The sequence below is a fragment of the Micromonospora sp. MGP-C2 genome (genome assembly GCF_057766525.1).
Genome location: NZ_JBYMEN010000002.1, coordinates 2098975 through 2118355 on the forward strand (window position 1 = coordinate 2098975; position 19381 = coordinate 2118355).

Consider the following 19381-nt stretch of genomic DNA (forward strand, 5'->3'; position numbering starts at 1 on the left):
GGCATCACGCATTCCGGGAAGCCCGACGCAACGCTCCTGGACCGTCGGCTCGACCCGGAACCGTCGGGAACGCGCTTTCGCCGATCACGGCCGGGGCAGGTCGGCGCAGAGCTTCCTCGGGAAGGCCGGCTCGGTGGTGCGGACACGTCCGCAGCCGGCCTCCGTCGAGTTGGCGATCGTTTCCCAACCGCCCTGGCCGGCCCACCGCAGAAAGTAGCGGCGCACGTTGACCGACGCGTCGCAGCCGGGCCGCGCCTCGGCACCGCAGGGCACCGGATCGAACGGCACCGTCATGACCAGCCAGGTGCCGTCGCAGCCCTCGACCGATCCGGTCGAGTGCCGGGACACGTCCATGCCGCGGACCACGACGCCGACCCACGCCTGGTCACAGTGGTCGTTCGGCATTGGATCACAACCGAACGTCGGGTCGCAGCGCTGGTACCCCGCACCGTCGGGCTTCCACGGCTGCTCGTTGAGCACGACAGTCCGGCCGGCAATCGGCCCTGGCGCTGTCAACGTCACCTCGCCCGGCGTGTGGGTGGGACAGGCCCCGACCACCCCGGACAGGCGCGAATCCTGCACCACGTTGGCGTAGATGCGGTTGTTCTCCTCGGTGAAGTAGGTGATTCGCGGATTCCGGGAGCAACCATCCGCGTCACCCAGCAGCGCCACGGTCAGCACGAGCGAGCGCGGATCCGCGCCGGCCCGGACGGCCGTGACATCAGTCTGGTAGGTGGTCCAACCGGTGTCTGCGGCCGGGCCGGCCTGCACGGGCGCGTCGCCCGGCCTGGCGCAGCCGACGAGCACGGCCAGACACAGCAGGGCGGTGGTGAGTCGACGCATGCAACGAGTATCGCCAGTGGACGGCCCGGCACATCCGTACGGATACTCAGTCCGCCTCAGACCCCGACCCGCTGCGGCGGGACGGTCAGGCCGTACAGCTCCATCAGCTCGGGGGTGTCGGCCCGACTGCCGTCCGCCACCGAGTCGCAGGCGATGTCGACGATCTGGTCCTTGTGCGCCAGCAGGTAAGGTCGGGCGCCCACGTCCGCGCTGGCGAGGGTGGCGATGCCGGGCCAGTGCCGACGGCCGAAGAGCATCGGGTAGCCGCGCAACCCGTCGTAGGTGGCGCAGACCAGCACGTCCGGGTACGGCAGCGCGGCCACCCGGCTGACCGCCGTGACGGTCAGACCCGGCATGTCGACCGGGACCACCACCACCGCCTCGATCCCCTCGTCGTCCATGGCGGCCAGGCCAGCCCGGATGGACGAGCCGACCCCGGTGCCCCACGCCTTGTTGATCACAACGGTGGCCTTGCCCAGGTCGGCGGTCTCCTGGACCTGTTCCGCGGCGGCACCCAACACGACCACGATCTGCTCGCAGCCCGCCTCGGTCATCGTGTCGATCATCTGATTGACCAGGGGCTTGTCACCCTGGTGCAGCAGTGCCTCAGGACCACCGATCCGTCGTCCACCACCCGCCGCGATGATCATTCCTGCGATCCGGTTCAGCTGCGCCCCCTCCAGCAGGGGACCGACCGTGACCGGCCCGTCCCTTCCTACGGACACTGCAACGAGGACGGCCAGCCGAGGGTGGCGGGGCGAAAAGGAGAAATAGCACAACCGTTACACGCCCGGCACCTGCCGGCACTGACACTCCGTCGGTCAGGCCGCGTCGGCGTAGCAGTCGACGATGGACAGGTCGAGCGGAAACCGCACCGGCGTCGCACCGAAGAGCAGCGCGGAGGCCCGCTCACCGGACCGGTTGACCGCCTCGGCGACCGCAGCCGCCTGATCAGCGGGAGCATGCACGACCACCTCGTCGTGCTGGAAGAAGACCAACTCGGCGTCGGTGCCGGACAACTCCGTCCGCAGCGTGGCCAGCAACGTGGAGGCCCACTCCGCGGCGGTGGCCTGGATGACGAAGTTGCGGGTGAAGCGACCTCGGGACCGGGCGGCACGGGCCCGGGGACCGCGCGGGTCGGCCGCCTCCTCCGGATCGGATGGGACGTCGTCGGGATCACCGAACCCGGCCGAACCCGGCGGGCACGTCCGCCCCAGCCACGAGCGCACCAGCCCGCCCGCCTCACCGGTGCGCGCCGCCGACTCCACATAGGCGAACGCCGTCGGGTAGCTGCGCTTCAACACTGCCAACGCGGGCACCGCCGCCCCGCCGGTCTGCCCGTACATCGCCCCGAGCAGGGCCACCTTGGCCTTGGCCCGGTCACCGCCGAACGAGTCACGCGCCAGCGCGGCATAGAGGTCGCCGGCCCCGCCCGCCGCTGCCAGTCGCGCGTCGCCGGACACCGCCGCGAGCACCCGAGGCTCCAACTGGCCGGCGTCGGCGACCACCAGCCGCCAGCCCGGATCGGCCACCACCGCCCGCCGGATCACCTTCGGGATCTGCAACGCGCCACCGCCCCGAGTGGCCCAACGGCCGGAGACGACCCCACCCGGCACGTACTCCGACTGGAACCGGCCGCCCTGCACCCACTGCTCGCGCCAGGCCCAGCCGTGAGCCGTCCAGATCCGGTAGAGCTCCTTGTATTCCAGCACCAGCGGCACCGCCGGGTGGTCCACCCCGCGCAACACCCAGGCCCGGGTGTTGGGCAGCTCCACGCCGACCCGGGCGAAGGCCTTCAGCAGCTCCGCCGGGGAGTCGGCGTGCAGGCGGCGTACGCCGAGCGCGCCGGCGATCTGAGCGGCCAGCTCGGCGAGCCGTCGCGGCGGACCACCGACCGGGGACGCCTCGCCGAGCAGCTCGTGCAGGATCTCGTCGTGCACATCGGCCCGCCAGGGCAGCCCGGCCATGCCCATCTCCACAGCGATCAGCGCGCCGGCGGACTCGGCGGCCACCAGCAACCGGAACCGGCCCGGGTGCTCGGTCGTCGCGATGCGGGCGAGCTGGTCGGCGTACACCTGGGTCAGTGCCTCTATGCCCGGGCCCGACGGGCCGGGCAGGGTGTCGAAGAGCGCGCCCTGGCCGTGCCCGGGCGGCGCGGCGGCGCGCGGCGGTGGGTCGGGCGGCACCGCCGCGCCGGTCAGCCGGGCCCAGGCCGCGGCCAGCGAGCGCGGCTCGCCCCAGCGGCCCGCGTGCCCCAGCAGCAACGCCTCGGTCAACTCCACGTCGTGACAGCGATCGACCCGGACGCCGGCGCGCAGCAGCGTCGGATAGACGGACGCGGCGCCGGACCACACCCAGCGCGGGTGCTCGGCGGCCTCGCGCGCGGCGACCGCGGCGACCAGGTCGGTGACGACGTCGGCCGGGCCGGCCGGTCGACCGACGGCGTCCAGCGGGCACAGCACTCCCCCACCCCGCTCGTCGGACACCACCGCCACCAGCACGAACGTGATTCTGCCTCCCCCGTCCGACAGAAACGGAGGCGCACCTCACCGGTTTCGGGACGGTGGGGTGTCGGGGGCGCTCGGTAGCGTGACCAGGTGCCTCCGCAGATCCCTCATCCCGATCCTGGCACTCCGGACACCCGCGGACCGATGCGATACCTGTGGTGGCTCACCCGCCTCCAACCCTGGCGGGTGCTGCGCGGCAGCCTGTTCGGCACGGCCTGGATGATGGGCCTCTCGGCTCGGCCCTACCTCATCGCCCGCGCCGTCGACGACGGGTTGCGCGCCCGCGACATGCGCGCCCTGGCGCTCTGGGTCGTGGCGATCGTCGTCGCGGGACTGGGCCTGTCCTACCTGGGCATCATGCGACACCGCACGATGACCTTCATCCGGGAGGACGCAAAGGCCCGCTCGGCGGAGGTCCTGCTGCGCCACCTGTCCCGGATCGGCGCAGTGCTGCCGCGCCGGGTCGCCGCGGGCGAGGTGTCCACCATCGGTGGCTCCGACATCGACTGGACGGCGCAGGTGCTGACGCTGACCGGGCCGGGCGTCGGGGCGGTCGTCGCGTACGGGGTCATCGCCGTGGTGCTCTGGTCGATCTCCCCGATGCTCGCGCTCTGCGTGCTGGTCGGAGTGCCGGTGGTCGGGCTGGTCGTCGGGCCCCTGCTGCGCCGCCTGGAGCGGGCCGAGTCGGTCTACCGCAAACAGCAGGGAGCGCTCACCGCACGATCCGGCGACATCGTGGCCGGCCTGCGGGTGCTCGCCGGGGTGGGCGGCCGGGACCTGTTCGCCCGACGGTACGCGGCCAGGTCCCAGGAGCTGCGCGCCGAGGGCTACCGGGTGGGCGCGGTCTACAGCTGGATCGACGCGGCGACCGTCGCCATCCCGGGGCTGTTCCTGGCGGCGGTGGTGTGGCTGACGGCGCGGATGGCGGTGACCGGTGACGTCACGATCGGCGAACTGGTTGCCGTCTACGGCTACGTGGCGACCCTGATCGTGCCGGTCTGGTTCCTGCTGGAGGGCAGTCACCAGTTGATCCGGGGACGGGTCGCCGCCCGACGGATCGCCGACCTGCTCAACGTGACCTCGGACGACGTCGGTGGTCCGGGTCGTCGGTGGTCGGGCTCGGTGCCCGACCCTCGCCGACCGGGAGCCCCGGCCGCGCCGGCCGGCCCGGCCGACCTGCACGACCCGCTGACCGGGCTGACCGTCCGCGCGGGCTGGCTGACCGGTGTGGCCGCCGACGATCCGGCGGAAGGGCTGGCGCTGGCCGACCGGCTCGGCCGGTACGTCATCAGTGACACCACCTGGGGTGATGTGCCGCTGACCGGGGTCGCCCTGGACGAGGTCCGTTCCCGGATCATGGTCGCCGACCACGACTCGTACCTCTTCGCCGGGACACTGCGCGACATCCTGCGCCCCCTGGCCGACGACGACCACCGGATCGGCGCGGCCCTGCGGGCCGCCTCCGCCGAGGACGTCGTCGACGCGCTGCCCGCCGGTCTGGACACCCCGATCGACGCCCGGGCCCGGACGCTCTCCGGTGGTCAGCGCCAACGGGTACGCCTGGCCCGGGCGCTCCTCGCCGAGCCGGAGGTGCTCATCCTCGTCGACCCGACCTCGGCGGTGGACGCGCACACCGAGGCGCGGATCGCCGAACGGTTGCGCGCAGCACGGGCCGGGCGGACGACAGTGGTGATCGCCACGTCGCCGCTGCTGCTGGGCCGGACCGACCTGGTCGCACACCTGAGCGGCGGCCGGATCACCGCCACCGGCAGCCACGCCGACCTGCTCGACTCCGACGCCGGCTACCGGCACCTGGTGGCCCGTGGCAGCGACGATCCCGACATCGAGGCCGCCGACACCGAGGAGGCGTACCGGTGAACCGGCTGCCGGTGGCCGACCGCCGCACCGTACGCCGGGCCTTGCGAGACATGATCGGCCGGCACCGCCGCGCGGTCGGGATCGTGCTGGCGCTGCACAGCGCCGCCGCGGTCGCCGGGCTCGCCCCGCCGTGGCTGCTGGGCACCATCGTCGACCGGGTCACCGCGGGCGCGGGAGTGGCCACTGTGGACCGGCTGGCGCTGGCCATCGCCGGTTGCGTCCTGGTCAGCGCGTTGCTCTCCCGATACGCCCAGTACGCCGGTCACCGCTTCGGTGAACGGGCCGTCGCCGAGCTACGCGAGGAGTTCGTCTCCCGGACTCTGGGGCTGCCGGTCTCGGTCGTCGAGCGCGCCGGCTCCGGGGACCTGGCCACCCGCAGCTCGGTCGACGTGGCGACGGTCGGCACCACCGTCCGGGACGTGGTGCCCACCATCGTCATCGCCGGGGTGCAGTTGACGTTGCTGTTCGGGGCGGTCTTCCTGCTGCATCCACTGCTCGGGCTGGCAGCGCTGGCCGGGCTCCCGTCGATCGTGACGGTGACCCGCTGGTACCTGCGCCGGGCCAGCTCCGCGTACCTCACCGAGGGCGCCGCCGCAGCCGAGCTGACCGAGACGCTGACCACCACCGCCGAGGGTGCCCGCACCGTGGAGGCGCTGCGACTGACCGACGACCGGATCCGGCACGGCACCGGTCGCATCACCCAGGTGTGGCGGGCCCGGCGGGCGACCCTCGCGCTGCGGACGGTGTTCTTCTCGATCGTCGAGGCCAGCTATCCGCTGCCGGTCGCCCTGGTCCTGCTCGTCGGCGGTTACCTGTTCTCCAGGGACATGGTCACGCTCGGCGCGGTGGTCGCCGCCGCGCTCTACCTGCAACAGGCGATCGAACCGTTGGACCGGCTGTTGCAGTGGACTGAGCAGGCGCAGCGCGGTTTCGCGTCGTACGCCCGGGTCCTCGGCGTCGGCATGGTCCCGGCGGAACCGACGGGCCGGACGGCCACGTCGCGGGGAGAGCGGCTCGTCGTACGCGGGGCGCGGTTCTCCTACTCCGGCGGCCCGGACGTGCTGCACGGCATCGACCTGGAGGTGCAGCCCGGTGAGCGGCTGGCCGTCGTCGGTCCGTCGGGCGCCGGCAAGTCCACCCTGGCCCGGCTGCTGGCCGGGATCGACGCGCCACGGCAGGGCGTCGTGAGCATCGGTGGCTGCCCGATCACCGACCTCGACCCCGCCGAGCGGCGCCGCCGCATCGCCCTGGTCACCCAGGAGCACCACGTCTTCATCGGCTCGGTAAGGGACAACCTCTCGTTCGCCGCGCCGGACGCGTCGGACGAGCAGATGCGGGCCGCGCTGGTCACCGTGGGCGCGGACTGGTACGACGCCCTGCCGGCGGGGTTGGACACCGCGATCGGCGACGGCGCCCGGCAGCTCGGCGCCGCGGAGGCCCAGCAGCTCGCGCTGGCCCGGTTGGTGCTCGCCGACCCGCACACGCTGATCCTGGACGAGGCGACCGCCGCGCTCGATCCGAGCACCGCCCGTCGGACCGAGCGGGCGTTGGCCGCCGTGCTGGCCGGACGGACCGTCATCGCGATCGCGCACCGGCTCAACACCGCGCACGACGCCGACCGGGTGGCCGTGCTGGCCGACGGCCGGATCACCGAGATCGGCAGCCACGATGATCTCGTGGCTGCCGACGGGGCGTACGCGGACCTGTGGCGCTCCTGGCACACGCAGGCCGACGAGCGGCCGCGGTGACCGGCTACTTCACCGCGCCGGAGGTGAGGCCGGCCTGGATCTGGCGCTGGAAGACCGCGTACACGATGATCATCGGAAGGATGGCGATGGTCAGCGCGGCGAACAACCCGGACCAGTCCGCCTCGTAGCCGGCGTTGACCGAGATGTCGGCGATGCCCTGGGTGAGCACCCACTTGTCCTTGGCGTTGGAGAGCAGCACCAGCGGAAGTTGGTACTGCGCCCACTGACCGATGATGTTGAAGATCGCGACACTGATCAGACCGGGCTTCGCCATCGGCATCATGACCTGGAAGAACAGTCGGCTGTGCCCACAACCGTCGATCATGCCCGCCTCGGCCACCGACGACGGCAGCGTCTTGAAGAACGCAGCCAGGAAGAACACAGTGAACGGCAACGAGTACGCGGTATAGACCAGCACCACACCGGTGTGGGTGTCCAGCAGGCCCAGGTTCTTCACCACGAAGAAGAGCGGCACCAGGGCCAGGAAGACCGGGAACGCCAACCCGGAGACGAAGAGGTAGTAGACCGCCCGGTTGCCCCAGAACTTGTAGCGGGCCAGCACGTACGCGGCCATCGAGCCGAGCAGCATGGTGAGGAACGTGCTGCACGAGACCACGATGACGCTGTTCAGGAAGTACCGGCCGACGTTCGCCTTGGTCCAGGCCCGCCCGAAGTTCTCCCAGCGCAGCTCGGCCGGGAGCGTCCACGGGCTGCTGAAGATCTCGCTCGTGTTCTTGAACGCGGCGAGAAAGGTCCAGAGGATCGGCACGATCACGATCACCGCCCAGACGGCGAGCGCGATGTGCCCCAGGCCGGCGAAGAGCCGTACCTCCGAGCGGGGGCCCTTACGCCCCGGCCCGGCGGGGTCGGACGGATCACCGGTCTTCGGCGGTAGCGCCGCCGGGGTCGGCGGCAGCGTCGACTGCGGATTCATCAGTACTCCACGCTTTCCCGCTTGGTGAGCCGCAGCGTCAGCGCCGCGAACGTGAGGGTGAGGAAGAACAGCGCCACGCCCATCGCCGAGGCGTAGCCGTACTTCGAGTAGACGAACGCGTTGCGGTAGATCTCCATCGCCAGCACGGTGGTGGCGCCGTCCGGACCACCGCCGTCCACCGAGAGCACCGCCACGATGGCGAACGCGTCGAACGCCGCGATGCCGAGGTACACCCAGGCCACCTGGAGGGTGTCCCACAGCAGCGGCAGGGTGACCCGGAAGAACAGGGTCACCTTGGTCGCCCCGTCCATCTCCGCGGCCTCGTAGATCTCACCCGGGATGGAGGCCATCCCGGCCGAGAAGAGCACCACGTAGAAGCCGACGGCCTGCCAGACGAGGACCGCGATGATCGACCAGAGGGCCAGGTTCGGCTTGACCAGGAAGAGGATCGGCTCCAGGCCGAACTCCATCAGCACGCCGTTGATCAGGCCGGACTCGTTGGGTCGGTACACCATCTGGAACAGCACCGCGATGATGGCCACCGCGAGGACCTGGGGGAAGAAGAACACCACCCGGTAGAACTTCGCCCCCCAGACCCCCTGGCGTTGCCCGCCGCTGCTCTTGCCGCCCACGTTCAGCAGGAAGGCGAAGAACAGGGCGATGGCAACGGTGATCAGCGGCAGGGCAAGCAGCAGTACGCCGTGGTGCTGGACCGCCTTCCAGAAGGCCCCGTCGTCAAGCAGCCTCCGGTAGTTGTCGAACCCCACCCACTGCGGGGCGGACAGCCCTCGCCAGTTGGTCATCGAGATCTGGAACGCCTGCGCGTATGGCCAGATCACGAATGTCACGTACAGCGCGACCGGGGCGAACAGGAACCCGATCACGAATGGATACTTGCCGTGCCGCATGACCCTAGCTCCGATCGATCAGCGCTTGAACTTGGCTACGGAGCTGTCCTTCTTGATCGCGTCGGCGCGCTTCTGGATTCGCTCCACGAAGGCGTCCGCGTTGATCCGGCCGAACATCAGCTCGTTGGTGGCGGTCCGCGCCTCCGTGTCGAGCTCCTTGTACCAGCCGTCGAAGTACAGGTTGAACACGTCCTGGCCGGCCGCCTTGAGCGCGGCCTGCGAGCTGGCCACACCGGGCGGGAAGGCGAAGCCCTCCGAGCCGGCGGTGACCACGGTCGGGGCCTTGACCACCTCGGTGAAGCCCTTGGCGCCCGCCTTGGACAGCATCTGGCGCATGTACTCCAGGCCGCCCTTGGGGTTCTTGCTCTTCGCCGAGACGAAGTAGCCCTCGCCCGCGGTGGCGCGCAGCGCCGTGGCCGGCATCTTGTCCGACGCGGTCAGGCTCGGCACCGGCATGAGCTGGTAGTCGAAGCCGGGCGGGGTGTCCTGCTTCTGCTCGCCCTCCAGCCAGTCACCGCTGGGGTAGAGGGCCACCTTGTACTGGTTCTGCCGCAGCTGCACGTCGGTGTGCTTGAGCCCCTCGAAGCTCTTGTCGCTGAACTTCGCGCCGACCTCGGCCCACGCCGTGGCCGCCTGCTTGATCGCGTCCTGCTTCCAGGCGCCATCCTCCAGGTTGTCGATGTTCTTGAGAACGTCGACGCCACCGATCTTGGCGGCCTGGGTGAGGATCACGTTCCACTGGTAGTAGGCCGCGTTCGCCCCGGCGTAGCCGTACGGGGTGATGCCCTTGGCCTTGATGGCGGTGAGCAGGGTGATGAAGTCGTCCCACGTCTTCGCCGGCGCCCAGCCGTTGTCCTTGAACAGCTTGGCCGAGTACCAGATGCCGAAGACGGTGGAGACGTAGTACAGGACGTACGGCTTGCCGTTGAACGAGCCCGCCTCGATGGTGCCCGGCACCACGGTGTCGCGGACCTTCTTGGATGCGTCGTCGACCGACGGGGCGTCCCACAGCTCGGTGAGGTCCTGGAGCTGACCGTCGGCGACCAGCGCGCCGAAGTCCATCAGCTTCTCGCCCGAGTTGTTCACGAACTCCGGCGGGTTGCCGGAGGCGAACCGCGGCTGGAGCACTGTGGAGACGGCCTGGGTGGCCTGGTGCTTGACCTCCGCCTTGGGGAACGCCTTCTTGTACAGCGGCTCGTGCACGTCGGTGGCGTACTTCTCGCCGTAGCCGCCGTTGAAGATGATCACCTCGATCGGCGCGTCCTCCTTGACGCCCAGCGGGTTGGCGGCGCTCTTGGTGCCGCCGGCGACCTGCTCGTTGTCGTTGTCGCTGCCGCTGGTGGCGCAGGCGCCAAGCAGGCCGATGGCCGGAGTGGCGAGCATGCCCACGGCGGCGGCGCGACGCAGAACCGTGCGACGGTCGAGTGCGGCCGGGTGTTCGGGGGTAAACGACATCGTCGTGTCTCCTTGTGAAATTCGGGTCATGCCGTGCGCCGGAGGCGCCCGGCGTACCGCGACTCGAGGGCGAGGTTGTGCTCGTCCCCGCCGGGGACGTTGGCGGAGAGGTAGATAGGGGGTACCTCCCCTGCCTGGTGGAACCGTCGTACGACCTCCGCGGTCAGCAGCTGCGCCAGCAGCGCCGTGGTGACCGAGGAGACCGCACAGACCGCGCCGCCGCCCTCGAGCGGCAGCAGTGCATCGCCGTACGGCGCGCCGTTGTCCAGCACGACGTCGGCGAGGTCGGCGAGCCGATGCCCGGACGGGTGCCGTGGGGCGACCCGCGCGGTGTGCTCGACCGAGGTGACCGCGATCAACGGGTGACCGCGCTCGGTGACCAGCGCCGCCAGCTCGACCACCGAGCCGTTGATGCCGGATTGGGACGCCACCACGAACACGTCGCGCGGCTGTGGTGCCGCGAGCGCGTAGATCTGGTGGGCGATGGAGGGGTCGCGTTCCAGTTTGGGGTCGGCGAGCACGTCGCGCGGGGCGTCGCCGTGCATCACCAGGTCCCGTACCGAGAGCCGGTTGGTGGGGACCAGCCCACCGGCGCGGGCCACCAGCTCGGCGGCGAACGCCTCGGAGTGCCCTGCGCCGAACGCCTGGAGCACCCCGCCGCCGCGCAGGCTCTCGGCGATCAGATCGGCAGCCCGGGTGATTCCGTCGGCCTCCGAGTCGAGCAGCCGGTCGAGCACGGGGCGGACGGCGTCGGCGTACCCCTGGGCGCTGATCATGAGACGGATCCCTTCGCCGACTTGTGCCCGTCGACGGCCTGCGCGGTGCGCCGGAAGGCCGCGTGCGCGCGGTCGTGCGTGCGTTGGGCGACGGCGATGTAGAGCAGGTCGAGCACCACGAGCTGGGGGTGCCGCGCGGAGAGCGCATCCGGTCGGAAGGTGGTCGCCTGGCTGGCCGTGAGCAGCACGATGTCGGCCAGCTCGGCCAACGGGGAACGGGGGAAGCCGGTGAGCGCGACGGTGGTGGCACCCCGGCTGCCCGCCTCGGCGAGCATCTCGATCGTCTCGCGGGTCTGCCCGGTGTGCGAGATGCCCAGTGCCACGTCCCCGGCGCGCAGCAGCGCAGCGCTGGCCAATCCCTCGTGCACGTCGTTCCACGCCCACGCGGCCACCCCGATGCGGTGCAGGCTGAACTGCATCTCCTCACCGACCAGGGCGCTGCCGCTGGCGCCGAAGATGTTCACCCGGTTGGCGCCGGCGATCGCCACCGCGGCCCGCTCGACCTCGGCGAGATCGAGAAGGGTGGCCGTGTCGTGCATGGCCCGGGTGTCGGCGGCCATGATCTGGTCGAGCACCCGGGCCAACGGGTCGCCCGGCTGGATCTCGCGTCCGATGTCGATGGTCCAGCCGGCCGAGCGTGCCCGGCCGGTCTCGGAGGCGATGCCCAGCCGCAGGTCGGCGTATCCCTCGAAGCCCATCACCCGGCAGAAGCGGGTGATGGTCGCGGGTGAGGTGCCGCTCCGCTCGGCCAGCTCGACGATTGTCGAGCGGGCGGCGGCCTCCGGGTCGCTCAGCACGTGCTCGGCGACGCGGCGCAGGGCGCCGGTCAGTTCGGCGAGCCCGTTGCGGACCCGGGCCAGCACCCCGTCGGAGGTCGATCCGAGGGCGTTGCGCCGGTCGATCGCATCGGCGTCGACCACCGCGGTCCCCGCAGCGGTGTCCACCTCTTGATCAACCATCGACGCCTCGCATTTTCGAAGGACTGTTAACTGTTAGTGGTAAAATTTCTTACTAAACGACTGTCTATGTCAAGACCGTGGGCGAAGTTTTCAAACTGTTACCTGGCGCACAGGCCGCCGCGCCCGCCAGGATTTGCCCTCCACGACGTCGCCGACCAGCATGAACAGTCCCGATCGTCGTTCAGCGCAAGGAGACCCGTGCCGAAGCTCGACACCGCCGTGGTCGGTCTCGACATCGGCGGTACGTCCACCCGGGCGACCGTCCTGACCCTCACCGGACAACGCCTCGGCACCGGTCGCGCCGGCGGCGGCAACCCCACCAGTCACGGCGCGGAACGTGCCGCCGTCGAGCTGCTGACCGCGCTCCGCGAGGCGCTCAGCGACGTCGACCCGGCGCGGGTCGTCGCCGGCACCATCGGTCTGGCCGGCGCCGGCCGACTGCTCGCCGACCCGGCCGGACGGGCCGCCTTCGACCAGGCCTGGCAGGACGCGGGCCTGCGCTGCCCGTACGCGGTGCACGGCGACGCCCTGGTCGCGTACGCCTCCGGCACCTCCGCCCCGGACGGCACCGTGCTCATCGCCGGCACCGGTGCGATCACCGCGCAGGTCCACGACCTGCGGCTCGACCGGATCGCCGACGGCCACGGCTGGCTCCTCGGCGATGCCGGCTCGGGCTTCTGGCTCGGTCGCGAAGCGGTCCGCCGGCTGCTCGCCGACCTGGACGCCGGGCGTACACCCGGCACGCTGGCCACAGCGGTGCTCACCGAGCTGGTGGGCAGCGCCGAGATCGCCCCCCGCCCACGGGCCACCGTGGACGCCACCATCCAGGCCGTGACCCGACGAGCCCCCGTCGAGCTGGCCCGGCTCGCGCCGCTGGTCGTCGACGCCGCCACCCACGGCGAGCCGGTCGCCACCGCGCTGATCACCGAGGCAGCCGCCCACCTGGCCGAGAGCGTGGGCCGCATCCGCGCGGCCGGCGCGGTGACACCGGTCGTCCTCGGCGGCGGGCTGCTCACCGCCGACACCCCGCTCGCCACCGCCGTCCGGGTGGAGATCGCCCGCCAGTGGCCGGACGCGCCGCTACGGACCGCCGGTGACGGCGCCGCAGCCGCAGCCTGGCTCGCCGCCCGCGACCTCCCCGAGGTCACCGACCCGGCCGCCCTACACGCCCGCCTCTTCCCCGCCCCCTGACCCCCCGCCCCCGCGCCCCGCCCGCCCCCCGCGCCCGGCCCGCCCCGGCGCGTGCGCCCCACCCGCCCTCGCACGCGCAATATCCGCGCACTTTCGGTGAAGTTGCTGCCTCACGGCGCGCTGAGGCAGCAGTTTCACCGAAGTTGCGCGGATCTTGGGCTGGGCGGGTGGGGCGGGCGGGTGGGGCGGGCGGGGACGGGGCGGGCGGGGACGGGACGGGCGGCGTCGGGCGGGTGTCGGCTCTACTTGAGCTGGCCTGCGGTTAGGCCGGCCTGCACCTGTCGTTGGAACGCCACGTAGATCGCGAGGACCGGCAGCACCGCGATGCTCAGCCCGGCGAACAGCCGCGCGTAGTCGCCGGCATACCCCTGGCTGACCGAGAGTGCGAACAACCCCTGCGCCAGCATCCACTTGGAGTCGTCGCCCTGCATCAGCACCTGCGGCAACAGGAACTGATTCCAGTGGCTCAGGAAATTGAAGATCGCCACACTGATCATTCCCGGACGCGCCATCGGCAGCATCACCCGGAAGAAGAGCCGGAAGTGACCGCAGCCGTCGACCATCGCGGCCTCCGCCACAGTGGTCGGCAGGGTCCGGAAGAACGCGGTCAGGAAGAACACAGTGAACGGCAGCGAGTAGGCCGCGTACACCAGGATCAGGCCTTTCCAGGTGCCGAAGAGGCCGGCGTTGCGGACCACGAAGAAGAGCGGCACCAGGGCGAGGAACACCGGGAACATCAGGCCGCCGACGAACAGGTAGTAGACGACCTGACGGCCGCGGAACTCGTACCGCGCGAAGACGTACGCGGCGGTCGCTCCCATCAGCATGGTGAGGCTGACCGAGCCGGCCACCACCACCAGGCTGTTGAGGAAGTACCGGCCGATGTGCGCGCCCGTCCAGGCCCGCGCCCAGTTGTCCCAGTGCAGCGCGCCGGGGAGACCCCAGGGGTCGGACAGGATCTCACCGTTCGTCTTGAACGAGCTGATGAACATCCACAGCAGCGGCAGTACGGTGAGCAGGCCCCAGAAGACCAGGAAGCCGTGCGAGAGGACGTTGGCCAGGCCGAGTTCCCGCCGCACCGGGCGGTCCCGTGTGGCAACCGGGGTCGGGGCGTTCACGGTGGGCTGATCCAGAGTGGTCACGAGTACTCGATCCGTTCGCGCCGGCCGACCCGCAGCGACAGCACCGCCACCGTGAGGGTCAGGAAGAACATCACCACGCCGATCGCCGAGGCGTAGCCGAACTTGGTCTCGCTGCCGAAGGCGGTGTCGTACATCCGTACGCCGATCACGTCGGTGGAGAAGTTCGGCCCGCCGTTGGTCATCAGCTGCACGAGGATGAACCCGTCCAGGGCGAAGATGGCGAGGTAGACCCAGGCGACCTGGATGGTGTCCCAGAGCAGCGGCAGCGTGACCCGGCGCAGGGTGGTGAACCGGGACGCGCCGTCGAGCAGCACGGCCTCGTAGATCTCCTTCGGCACTGCCGACATGGCGGCCCCGAACAGCACGACGTAGAAGCCGACGTTGCTCCAGACCATCACCGCCAGCACGCACCAGAACGCGGTGGCCGGGTCGCCGAGCCAGGTCGGCGCGGGCAGGCCGACCGCGCGCACGGCGCCACTGAGCAGACCCTGGTTGGGGTGGTACACCTCTTTCCAGAGCAGCGCGATGATCACCACGGAGAGCACCTGCGGGAAGAAGTACACAGTGCGGTAGAGCGCCCCTCCGCGTACCCCGGTCACCCCGGCGCGGCCCTTGCGCCCGCCGAGGGCGAGCATGCTGGCGAAGAAGAGCCCGAGCACGATGGTCAGCACCGGCACCAGGCCCAGCAGGATCGCGTTGTTCTTCAGCGCGTTCCAGACGTAGTCGTCGTGCCAGAGGGTCCTGAAGTTCGCCAGGCCGACCTGGTTGGCGTCGGCGGAGTAGCCGAGCCAGTCGGTGGTGGAGATCTGGAACGCCTGCAGGTACGGCGAGACGACGAAGAACACGTACAGCAGCACCGGCGGCACGAGGAACGTGACGATCAGCGGCCACTTGCCATGTCTCACGAGGGGACCTTTCCGAAGGTGGTGCGGCCGGTGGGGGTGGAGAGCTCCCCCACCGGCCGGGCGGTCAGGCCGCTCGCTTGTACTTCTTGATCGAGCTGTCCTGGGCGATCGAGTCGGCGCCCTTCTGACACTGGTCGAGGAACTCCGCCGGGCCGATCCGGCCGCTGAAGAACTCGCCGCAGGCCGCGTCGACGAGGTTGCGCTCCAACTTGCGGTAGTAGTTGTTGTAGACCCAGTTGAAGCCGTTGGCGCCGGACGCGTCGAGTGCCTTGACCACGGTGGTCAGCCCGTACGGCAGCTCGACGCCCTCGGTGGCGCCGGCGATCACGGTGAGGCTGGCGACCTTCTTCGTGAAGTCCTGGGCGCCCTTCTTGGAGAGCATGGTGCGGAAGTACTCCAAGCCTCCGGCGAGGTTGCGGGCTTTGGCGGGCACCATGAACGGCTCACCGGCGGTGCCCCGGATCGCCTCGAACGGCAGTTTGTCGCCGCTGCCCAGGCTCGGCGTCGGCGCGATGGTCATGTTGAACCCGGCCGGGGTGACGTCCTTCTGCTCGCTCTCCAGCCAGGAGCCGCAGGAGATGAAGGCGGCCTTGCCCTGGCACCAGGCGGTCTGCGACTGCTTGTGATCCAGACCGGACGAGCCGTCCAGGATGTACTTGTCCTTGACGATCTGGTGCCAGGCGTCCGCGGCGGTCCGCATCGACTCGGACTTCCACGCGTTCGGTTCCAGGTTGTCGATGGCGGTCGCCACCGAGGGGCCACCAAGCTTGATCGCGGTGGCGATCACCGGCCAGCTCATGTAGCGCGGGTGCAGACCGGCGTACGTCCACGGGGCGATCCCGGCGGCCTTGATCTCCTTGCAGAGCGCGATGTGCTGGTCCCAGGTCTTCGCGTACTCCCAGGAGCGCTCGGTGAACAGCTTGCTGGAGTGCCAGATGCCGTACGCGGTGTACGTGTAGTTGAGCACCAGGAACTTGCCGTCGTACGAGCCGACCTCGACCGCACCGGGCAGCAGGGTGTCCCGGACCGTCTTGCCGGGGACGTCGAGGCTCGGCGCGGCGAGCAGCTCGCCGAGGTCGGCGATGGCGTTCTGGCTGACCAGGCCGTTGAAGTCGATCTGGCCCGCACCGGAGTTGTTGACCACGTCCGGCGGGGTGCCGTCGACGAAACGCGGCTGGAGGGTCTTGCTGATCTCCTGCGTGACGGAGTGCTTGACCTTGGCCTTCGGGTATTTCTCGGTGTACATGGCCTCGTGGGCCTTTGCGTACTCCTCGCCGAACCCGCCGCCGAAGATCACCACCTCGAGTGGGGCGTCCTCCTTCACGCCGAGCGGGTTCTGGGCGCTCTTGGTGCCCTGGTAGGTGCTGGTGTCCTTCTTGTCACCACCGCCTCCGGTGGCGCAGCCGGTCAGCAGACCGGCGGCGGGGGTGGCCAGCAGGCCGGCGGCAGCGGTGCGCCGCAGAATGTCACGCCTGTTCATCGAGTCTCCTCGGGTCGGGTCGGGCGGACCGCCGATGTCAGGGGGACGGCGGCCGCCGCGCGAGGCACGTTGATTCTCTTCAGTTCATGCTCTGTTACTGAAGAATTTCTACGACAGCCGGCCCCGGACTTCAAGTCCTGACGGTCGAACCGTTATCGCCACCGGCGGCGGTCGGGTCGCCTAGCCTGGGGCGATGCGCCGTCTGCGCGAGCTGGCCGAGCGCACCCCGGCCGGGCGGGAACGGTACGTCGACCTGCTTCGCGCGCTCGCCATCACCCTGGTCATTATCGGACACTGGGTTGTCACGGTCATCGAGCGCGACGCCGACGGACAGGCCACCGGGCACTCCGCGCTCGGCGATCTGCGGTGGGCGTACCCGTTGACCTGGCTGGCCCAGGTGATGCCCGTCTTCTTCCTGGTCGGTGGCTATGCCAACGCGGCCTCACTGACCAGACTGCGGGCCCGCGGCGGCGACGCCGCCGGCTGGCTGCTCGACCGCAGCGCCCGGCTGGTCCGCCCCACCAGCGTGCTGCTGCTGGTCCTCACCGCCGCGGCGGCCGTCGCCTGGCTGGTCGGCACCGACCCGACCCGGATCCGCGAGGTGTTCTGGTTCGCCACCATCCCGCTGTGGTTCCTGGTCGCCTACCTGGCGGTGGTCGCGCTCACCCCACCGATGTACGCGCTGCACCGCCGCTTCGGCCTGGTCATCCCGCTGGTGCTGGTCGCCCTGGTCGGCCTCGGCGACCTCGGCCGGCTGACCGGGCCGGAGGAGTCGAGCTACGGCAACTACCTCTTCGGATGGCTGGCCGTCCACCAACTCGGCTTCGCCTGGCACGACACCCGCGCCGCACCGCCGGCCGCCGGTCAGACCGGGCCGCCGTCCACCGACGCAGCCGGGCCGTCGACGCACGAGCATCCGCGGGTACGCCGAACACTGCCCATCTCCCGCCGGGCCGGCCTGATGTCCCTCGTCGGCGGGCTGGGCGCGCTGGTGCTGCTCACCGTGCTCGGCCCGTGGCCGGTGGCCATGCTCAAGGTGCCCGGCGAACGGCTCGACAACGCCTCGCCACCCAGCCTCGCGCTGCTGGCCGTCGCCGCCGGCCAGCTGGGCCTGATCCTGCTGCTCCGAAACCCGGCGGAACGACTGCTGCACCGGACCCGCCCCTGGCAGGTGGTGATCGGGGTCAACCTGGTGGTGCTGACCATCTTCCTCTGGCACCTCACCGCCGTGATCCTGCTGATCGGGGTGCTCGACGCGACCGGGACGCTGCCCACCCCGGCGGTCGACTCCGCCGGTTGGTGGGCGTGGCGGCTGCCCTGGCTGCTGCTGCTCACCGTCGTCCTGTCGGTGCTGGTCGTCATCTTCGGGCCGGTGGAGGCGCGCAGTGGCCGGCACCGCACCGCTGGGCGGGCTGGCCGGTTCCGGGCCGCGTTGACCGTCGCCGGATACGCCGCAGTGGTGGCCGGACTGCTGATCAACAGCACGACGGCGGCCCGCGCCCCGGAGCCGCTCGGCACGCCCGTCCCGGCGCTCCTGGCGTACGCGGCCGGGGCGGGCGTGCTGCGACTGCTCAGGTCGGGGTGGGGAACCCGAGGTTGACCCGTCCGCCGCTCGACCGGCGGCCTCGCCTGGCACCGCTACCCTGGGTCGGTCCACTGTCGCCGGGGAGGCACACGGTGCGCACCGAACAGACGATCGCCGAGCTGGAGCGCGTCGCCGCGCGCGAGGTGGGCCGGGGCAGCGAGGCGTTGGCCGAGCCCGCGGCAGGCGGGCTGCTGGCCGCCGCCCGGTCGCTCGCCGCGTCCGGCACGCCGGACGCGGCGGTGTTCACCGGCTTCTTCATTCCGGGTGCCGAGCCACCGGCAGCGGAGACCGACGGCCCGCTCGGCGCGGTCCAGATCGCCGCCGCGCTGCGCCTTCTCGGCGGCGGGTGCCGGCTCGTCACCGACGAGCCCTGCGCCCCGGTGGTCGAGGCGGCCGTCGCCGCGGCCGCGCCGGGTCTACCGGTGGACGTCGCGCCACTGCGGGGGTACGAGGAGTGGGAAGCCGCCCTCCTGCCCGAGTACGGCCGACTGACGCACCTCATCGCCTGCGAACGGGTCGGGCCGGGGGTGGACGGTCGGCCCCGCAACATGCGCGGAGAGGACATCGGCGCGCACACGGCGCCGCTGGACCGGCTCTACACCTCCGGGTCGGCCTTCCGCGTCGGCATCGGCGATGGCGGCAACGAACTGGGCATGGGCCGGTTGCCGGCGGAACTCATCGGACGGGTGGTCGCCTCGGGCGAGCGGATCCGGTGCGTGGTGGGCGCGGACGCGCTGCTGGTCGGCGGCACCTCCAACTGGGCCGCCGCCGCCCTCGTCGGCGCACTGTCGCTGCTGCGCCCCGACGTGCCGGCGCTTCGAACGCTGCTGGAGCCCGCGTGGTCGTACGACCTGCTGGCCGCGATCGTGCGCGCGGGCGCGGTGGACGGCGTGCGTCGCCGACCCACGCTCAGCGTCGACGGCCTCGACTGGCCCGCGTACGCCGAACCCCTCACACGCATCGCCGAGCTGGTCCGGACCGGCCGTTAGGGCGTGTTTCGGAAATGTCGGTTGAGCCGAGCCGGAGTCCAGGCGTCGTCCGGCCAGCATTCCCGAAACACGCCCTAACTG

The 19381-nt window shown here is 71.0% G+C and carries 16 protein-coding genes; 5 read left to right on the plus strand and 11 right to left on the minus strand.

Going from position 1 to position 19381, the window contains the following annotated elements; all coding sequences use genetic code 11:
* Positions 1 to 84: 84 nt before the first annotated feature.
* From AC3CF1_RS09160 to AC3CF1_RS09170, 3 genes are all read right to left on the minus strand, one after another.
* The gene (locus AC3CF1_RS09160) at positions 85 to 843 is read right to left on the minus strand and encodes a hypothetical protein (protein WP_354981864.1); all 759 of its coding nucleotides are present in this window, start codon (positions 841 to 843) and stop codon (positions 85 to 87) included.
* 56 nt (positions 844 to 899) lie between these two features.
* A complete protein-coding gene (locus tag AC3CF1_RS09165) occupies positions 900 to 1493 on the minus strand; it encodes a nucleotidyltransferase family protein (RefSeq protein ID WP_088951889.1) in 594 nt (197 codons plus the stop codon).
* A gap of 171 nt (positions 1494 to 1664) precedes the next feature.
* Positions 1665 to 3344: a bifunctional 3'-5' exonuclease/DNA polymerase gene (locus AC3CF1_RS09170; protein WP_435794542.1), complete on the minus strand. Its 1680-nt coding sequence runs from the start codon at positions 3342 to 3344 to the stop codon at positions 1665 to 1667.
* A 150-nt stretch (positions 3345 to 3494) separates the two neighbouring features.
* Between AC3CF1_RS09170 and AC3CF1_RS09175 the strand changes: the two genes are divergently transcribed.
* Positions 3495 to 5228, plus strand: a complete 1734-nt coding sequence (locus tag AC3CF1_RS09175) for an ABC transporter transmembrane domain-containing protein (RefSeq protein WP_355161539.1) — start codon at positions 3495 to 3497, stop codon at positions 5226 to 5228.
* A 50-nt stretch (positions 5229 to 5278) separates the two neighbouring features.
* Positions 5279 to 6976 (plus strand): ABC transporter ATP-binding protein, encoded by a 1698-nt coding sequence (locus AC3CF1_RS09180; RefSeq protein ID WP_488452056.1) that lies wholly within the window; start codon positions 5279 to 5281, stop codon positions 6974 to 6976.
* 4 nt (positions 6977 to 6980) lie between these two features.
* Here the strand turns inward: AC3CF1_RS09180 and AC3CF1_RS09185 are convergent, their stop codons facing one another.
* Genes AC3CF1_RS09185 through AC3CF1_RS09205 form a run of 5 tightly spaced genes read right to left on the minus strand, consistent with a single transcriptional unit; the run spans position 6981 to position 12008 of the window.
* Positions 6981 to 7910 (minus strand): carbohydrate ABC transporter permease, encoded by a 930-nt coding sequence (locus tag AC3CF1_RS09185; protein WP_088949148.1) that lies wholly within the window; start codon positions 7908 to 7910, stop codon positions 6981 to 6983.
* Positions 7910 to 8818 (minus strand): carbohydrate ABC transporter permease, encoded by a 909-nt coding sequence (locus tag AC3CF1_RS09190; RefSeq protein WP_099855633.1) that lies wholly within the window; start codon positions 8816 to 8818, stop codon positions 7910 to 7912. The genes AC3CF1_RS09185 and AC3CF1_RS09190 overlap by 1 nt, the downstream gene beginning before the upstream one ends.
* A gap of 18 nt (positions 8819 to 8836) precedes the next feature.
* A complete protein-coding gene (gene ngcE, locus AC3CF1_RS09195; RefSeq protein ID WP_354983783.1) occupies positions 8837 to 10273 on the minus strand; it encodes an N-acetylglucosamine/diacetylchitobiose ABC transporter substrate-binding protein in 1437 nt (478 codons plus the stop codon).
* 26 nt (positions 10274 to 10299) lie between these two features.
* Complete coding sequence (locus tag AC3CF1_RS09200) at positions 10300 to 11049, minus strand: sugar isomerase domain-containing protein (RefSeq protein ID WP_099855637.1); 750 nt, start codon at positions 11047 to 11049, stop codon at positions 10300 to 10302.
* A complete protein-coding gene (locus AC3CF1_RS09205; RefSeq protein WP_088949152.1) occupies positions 11046 to 12008 on the minus strand; it encodes a MurR/RpiR family transcriptional regulator in 963 nt (320 codons plus the stop codon). The genes AC3CF1_RS09200 and AC3CF1_RS09205 overlap by 4 nt, the downstream gene beginning before the upstream one ends.
* A 198-nt stretch (positions 12009 to 12206) precedes the next feature.
* Between AC3CF1_RS09205 and AC3CF1_RS09210 the strand changes: the two genes are divergently transcribed.
* Positions 12207 to 13199: an N-acetylglucosamine kinase gene (locus AC3CF1_RS09210; protein WP_488450101.1), complete on the plus strand. Its 993-nt coding sequence runs from the start codon at positions 12207 to 12209 to the stop codon at positions 13197 to 13199.
* Positions 13200 to 13441: 242 nt separating this feature from the next.
* Here AC3CF1_RS09210 and AC3CF1_RS09215 read toward each other — a convergent pair whose 3' ends face one another.
* From AC3CF1_RS09215 to ngcE (AC3CF1_RS09225), 3 genes are all read right to left on the minus strand, one after another.
* Entirely contained in the window at positions 13442 to 14341 is a 900-nt protein-coding gene (locus AC3CF1_RS09215) for a carbohydrate ABC transporter permease (protein ID WP_210925151.1), read from the minus strand.
* Entirely contained in the window at positions 14338 to 15246 is a 909-nt protein-coding gene (locus tag AC3CF1_RS09220) for a carbohydrate ABC transporter permease (RefSeq protein WP_088949155.1), read from the minus strand. The genes AC3CF1_RS09215 and AC3CF1_RS09220 overlap by 4 nt, the downstream gene beginning before the upstream one ends.
* A gap of 64 nt (positions 15247 to 15310) precedes the next feature.
* Positions 15311 to 16726 (minus strand): N-acetylglucosamine/diacetylchitobiose ABC transporter substrate-binding protein, encoded by a 1416-nt coding sequence (gene ngcE / locus AC3CF1_RS09225; RefSeq protein ID WP_488450102.1) that lies wholly within the window; start codon positions 16724 to 16726, stop codon positions 15311 to 15313.
* Between the two features lie 193 nt (positions 16727 to 16919).
* Between ngcE (AC3CF1_RS09225) and AC3CF1_RS09230 the strand changes: the two genes are divergently transcribed.
* Positions 16920 to 18326 carry an acyltransferase family protein gene (locus AC3CF1_RS09230; protein WP_488450103.1) on the plus strand — a complete coding sequence of 469 codons (1407 nt, stop codon included), beginning with the start codon at positions 16920 to 16922 and terminating at the stop codon, positions 18324 to 18326.
* A gap of 77 nt (positions 18327 to 18403) precedes the next feature.
* Positions 18404 to 19300 carry a glutamate cyclase domain-containing protein gene (locus AC3CF1_RS09235; RefSeq protein ID WP_354983787.1) on the plus strand — a complete coding sequence of 299 codons (897 nt, stop codon included), beginning with the start codon at positions 18404 to 18406 and terminating at the stop codon, positions 19298 to 19300.
* Positions 19301 to 19381: the final 81 nt, after the last annotated feature.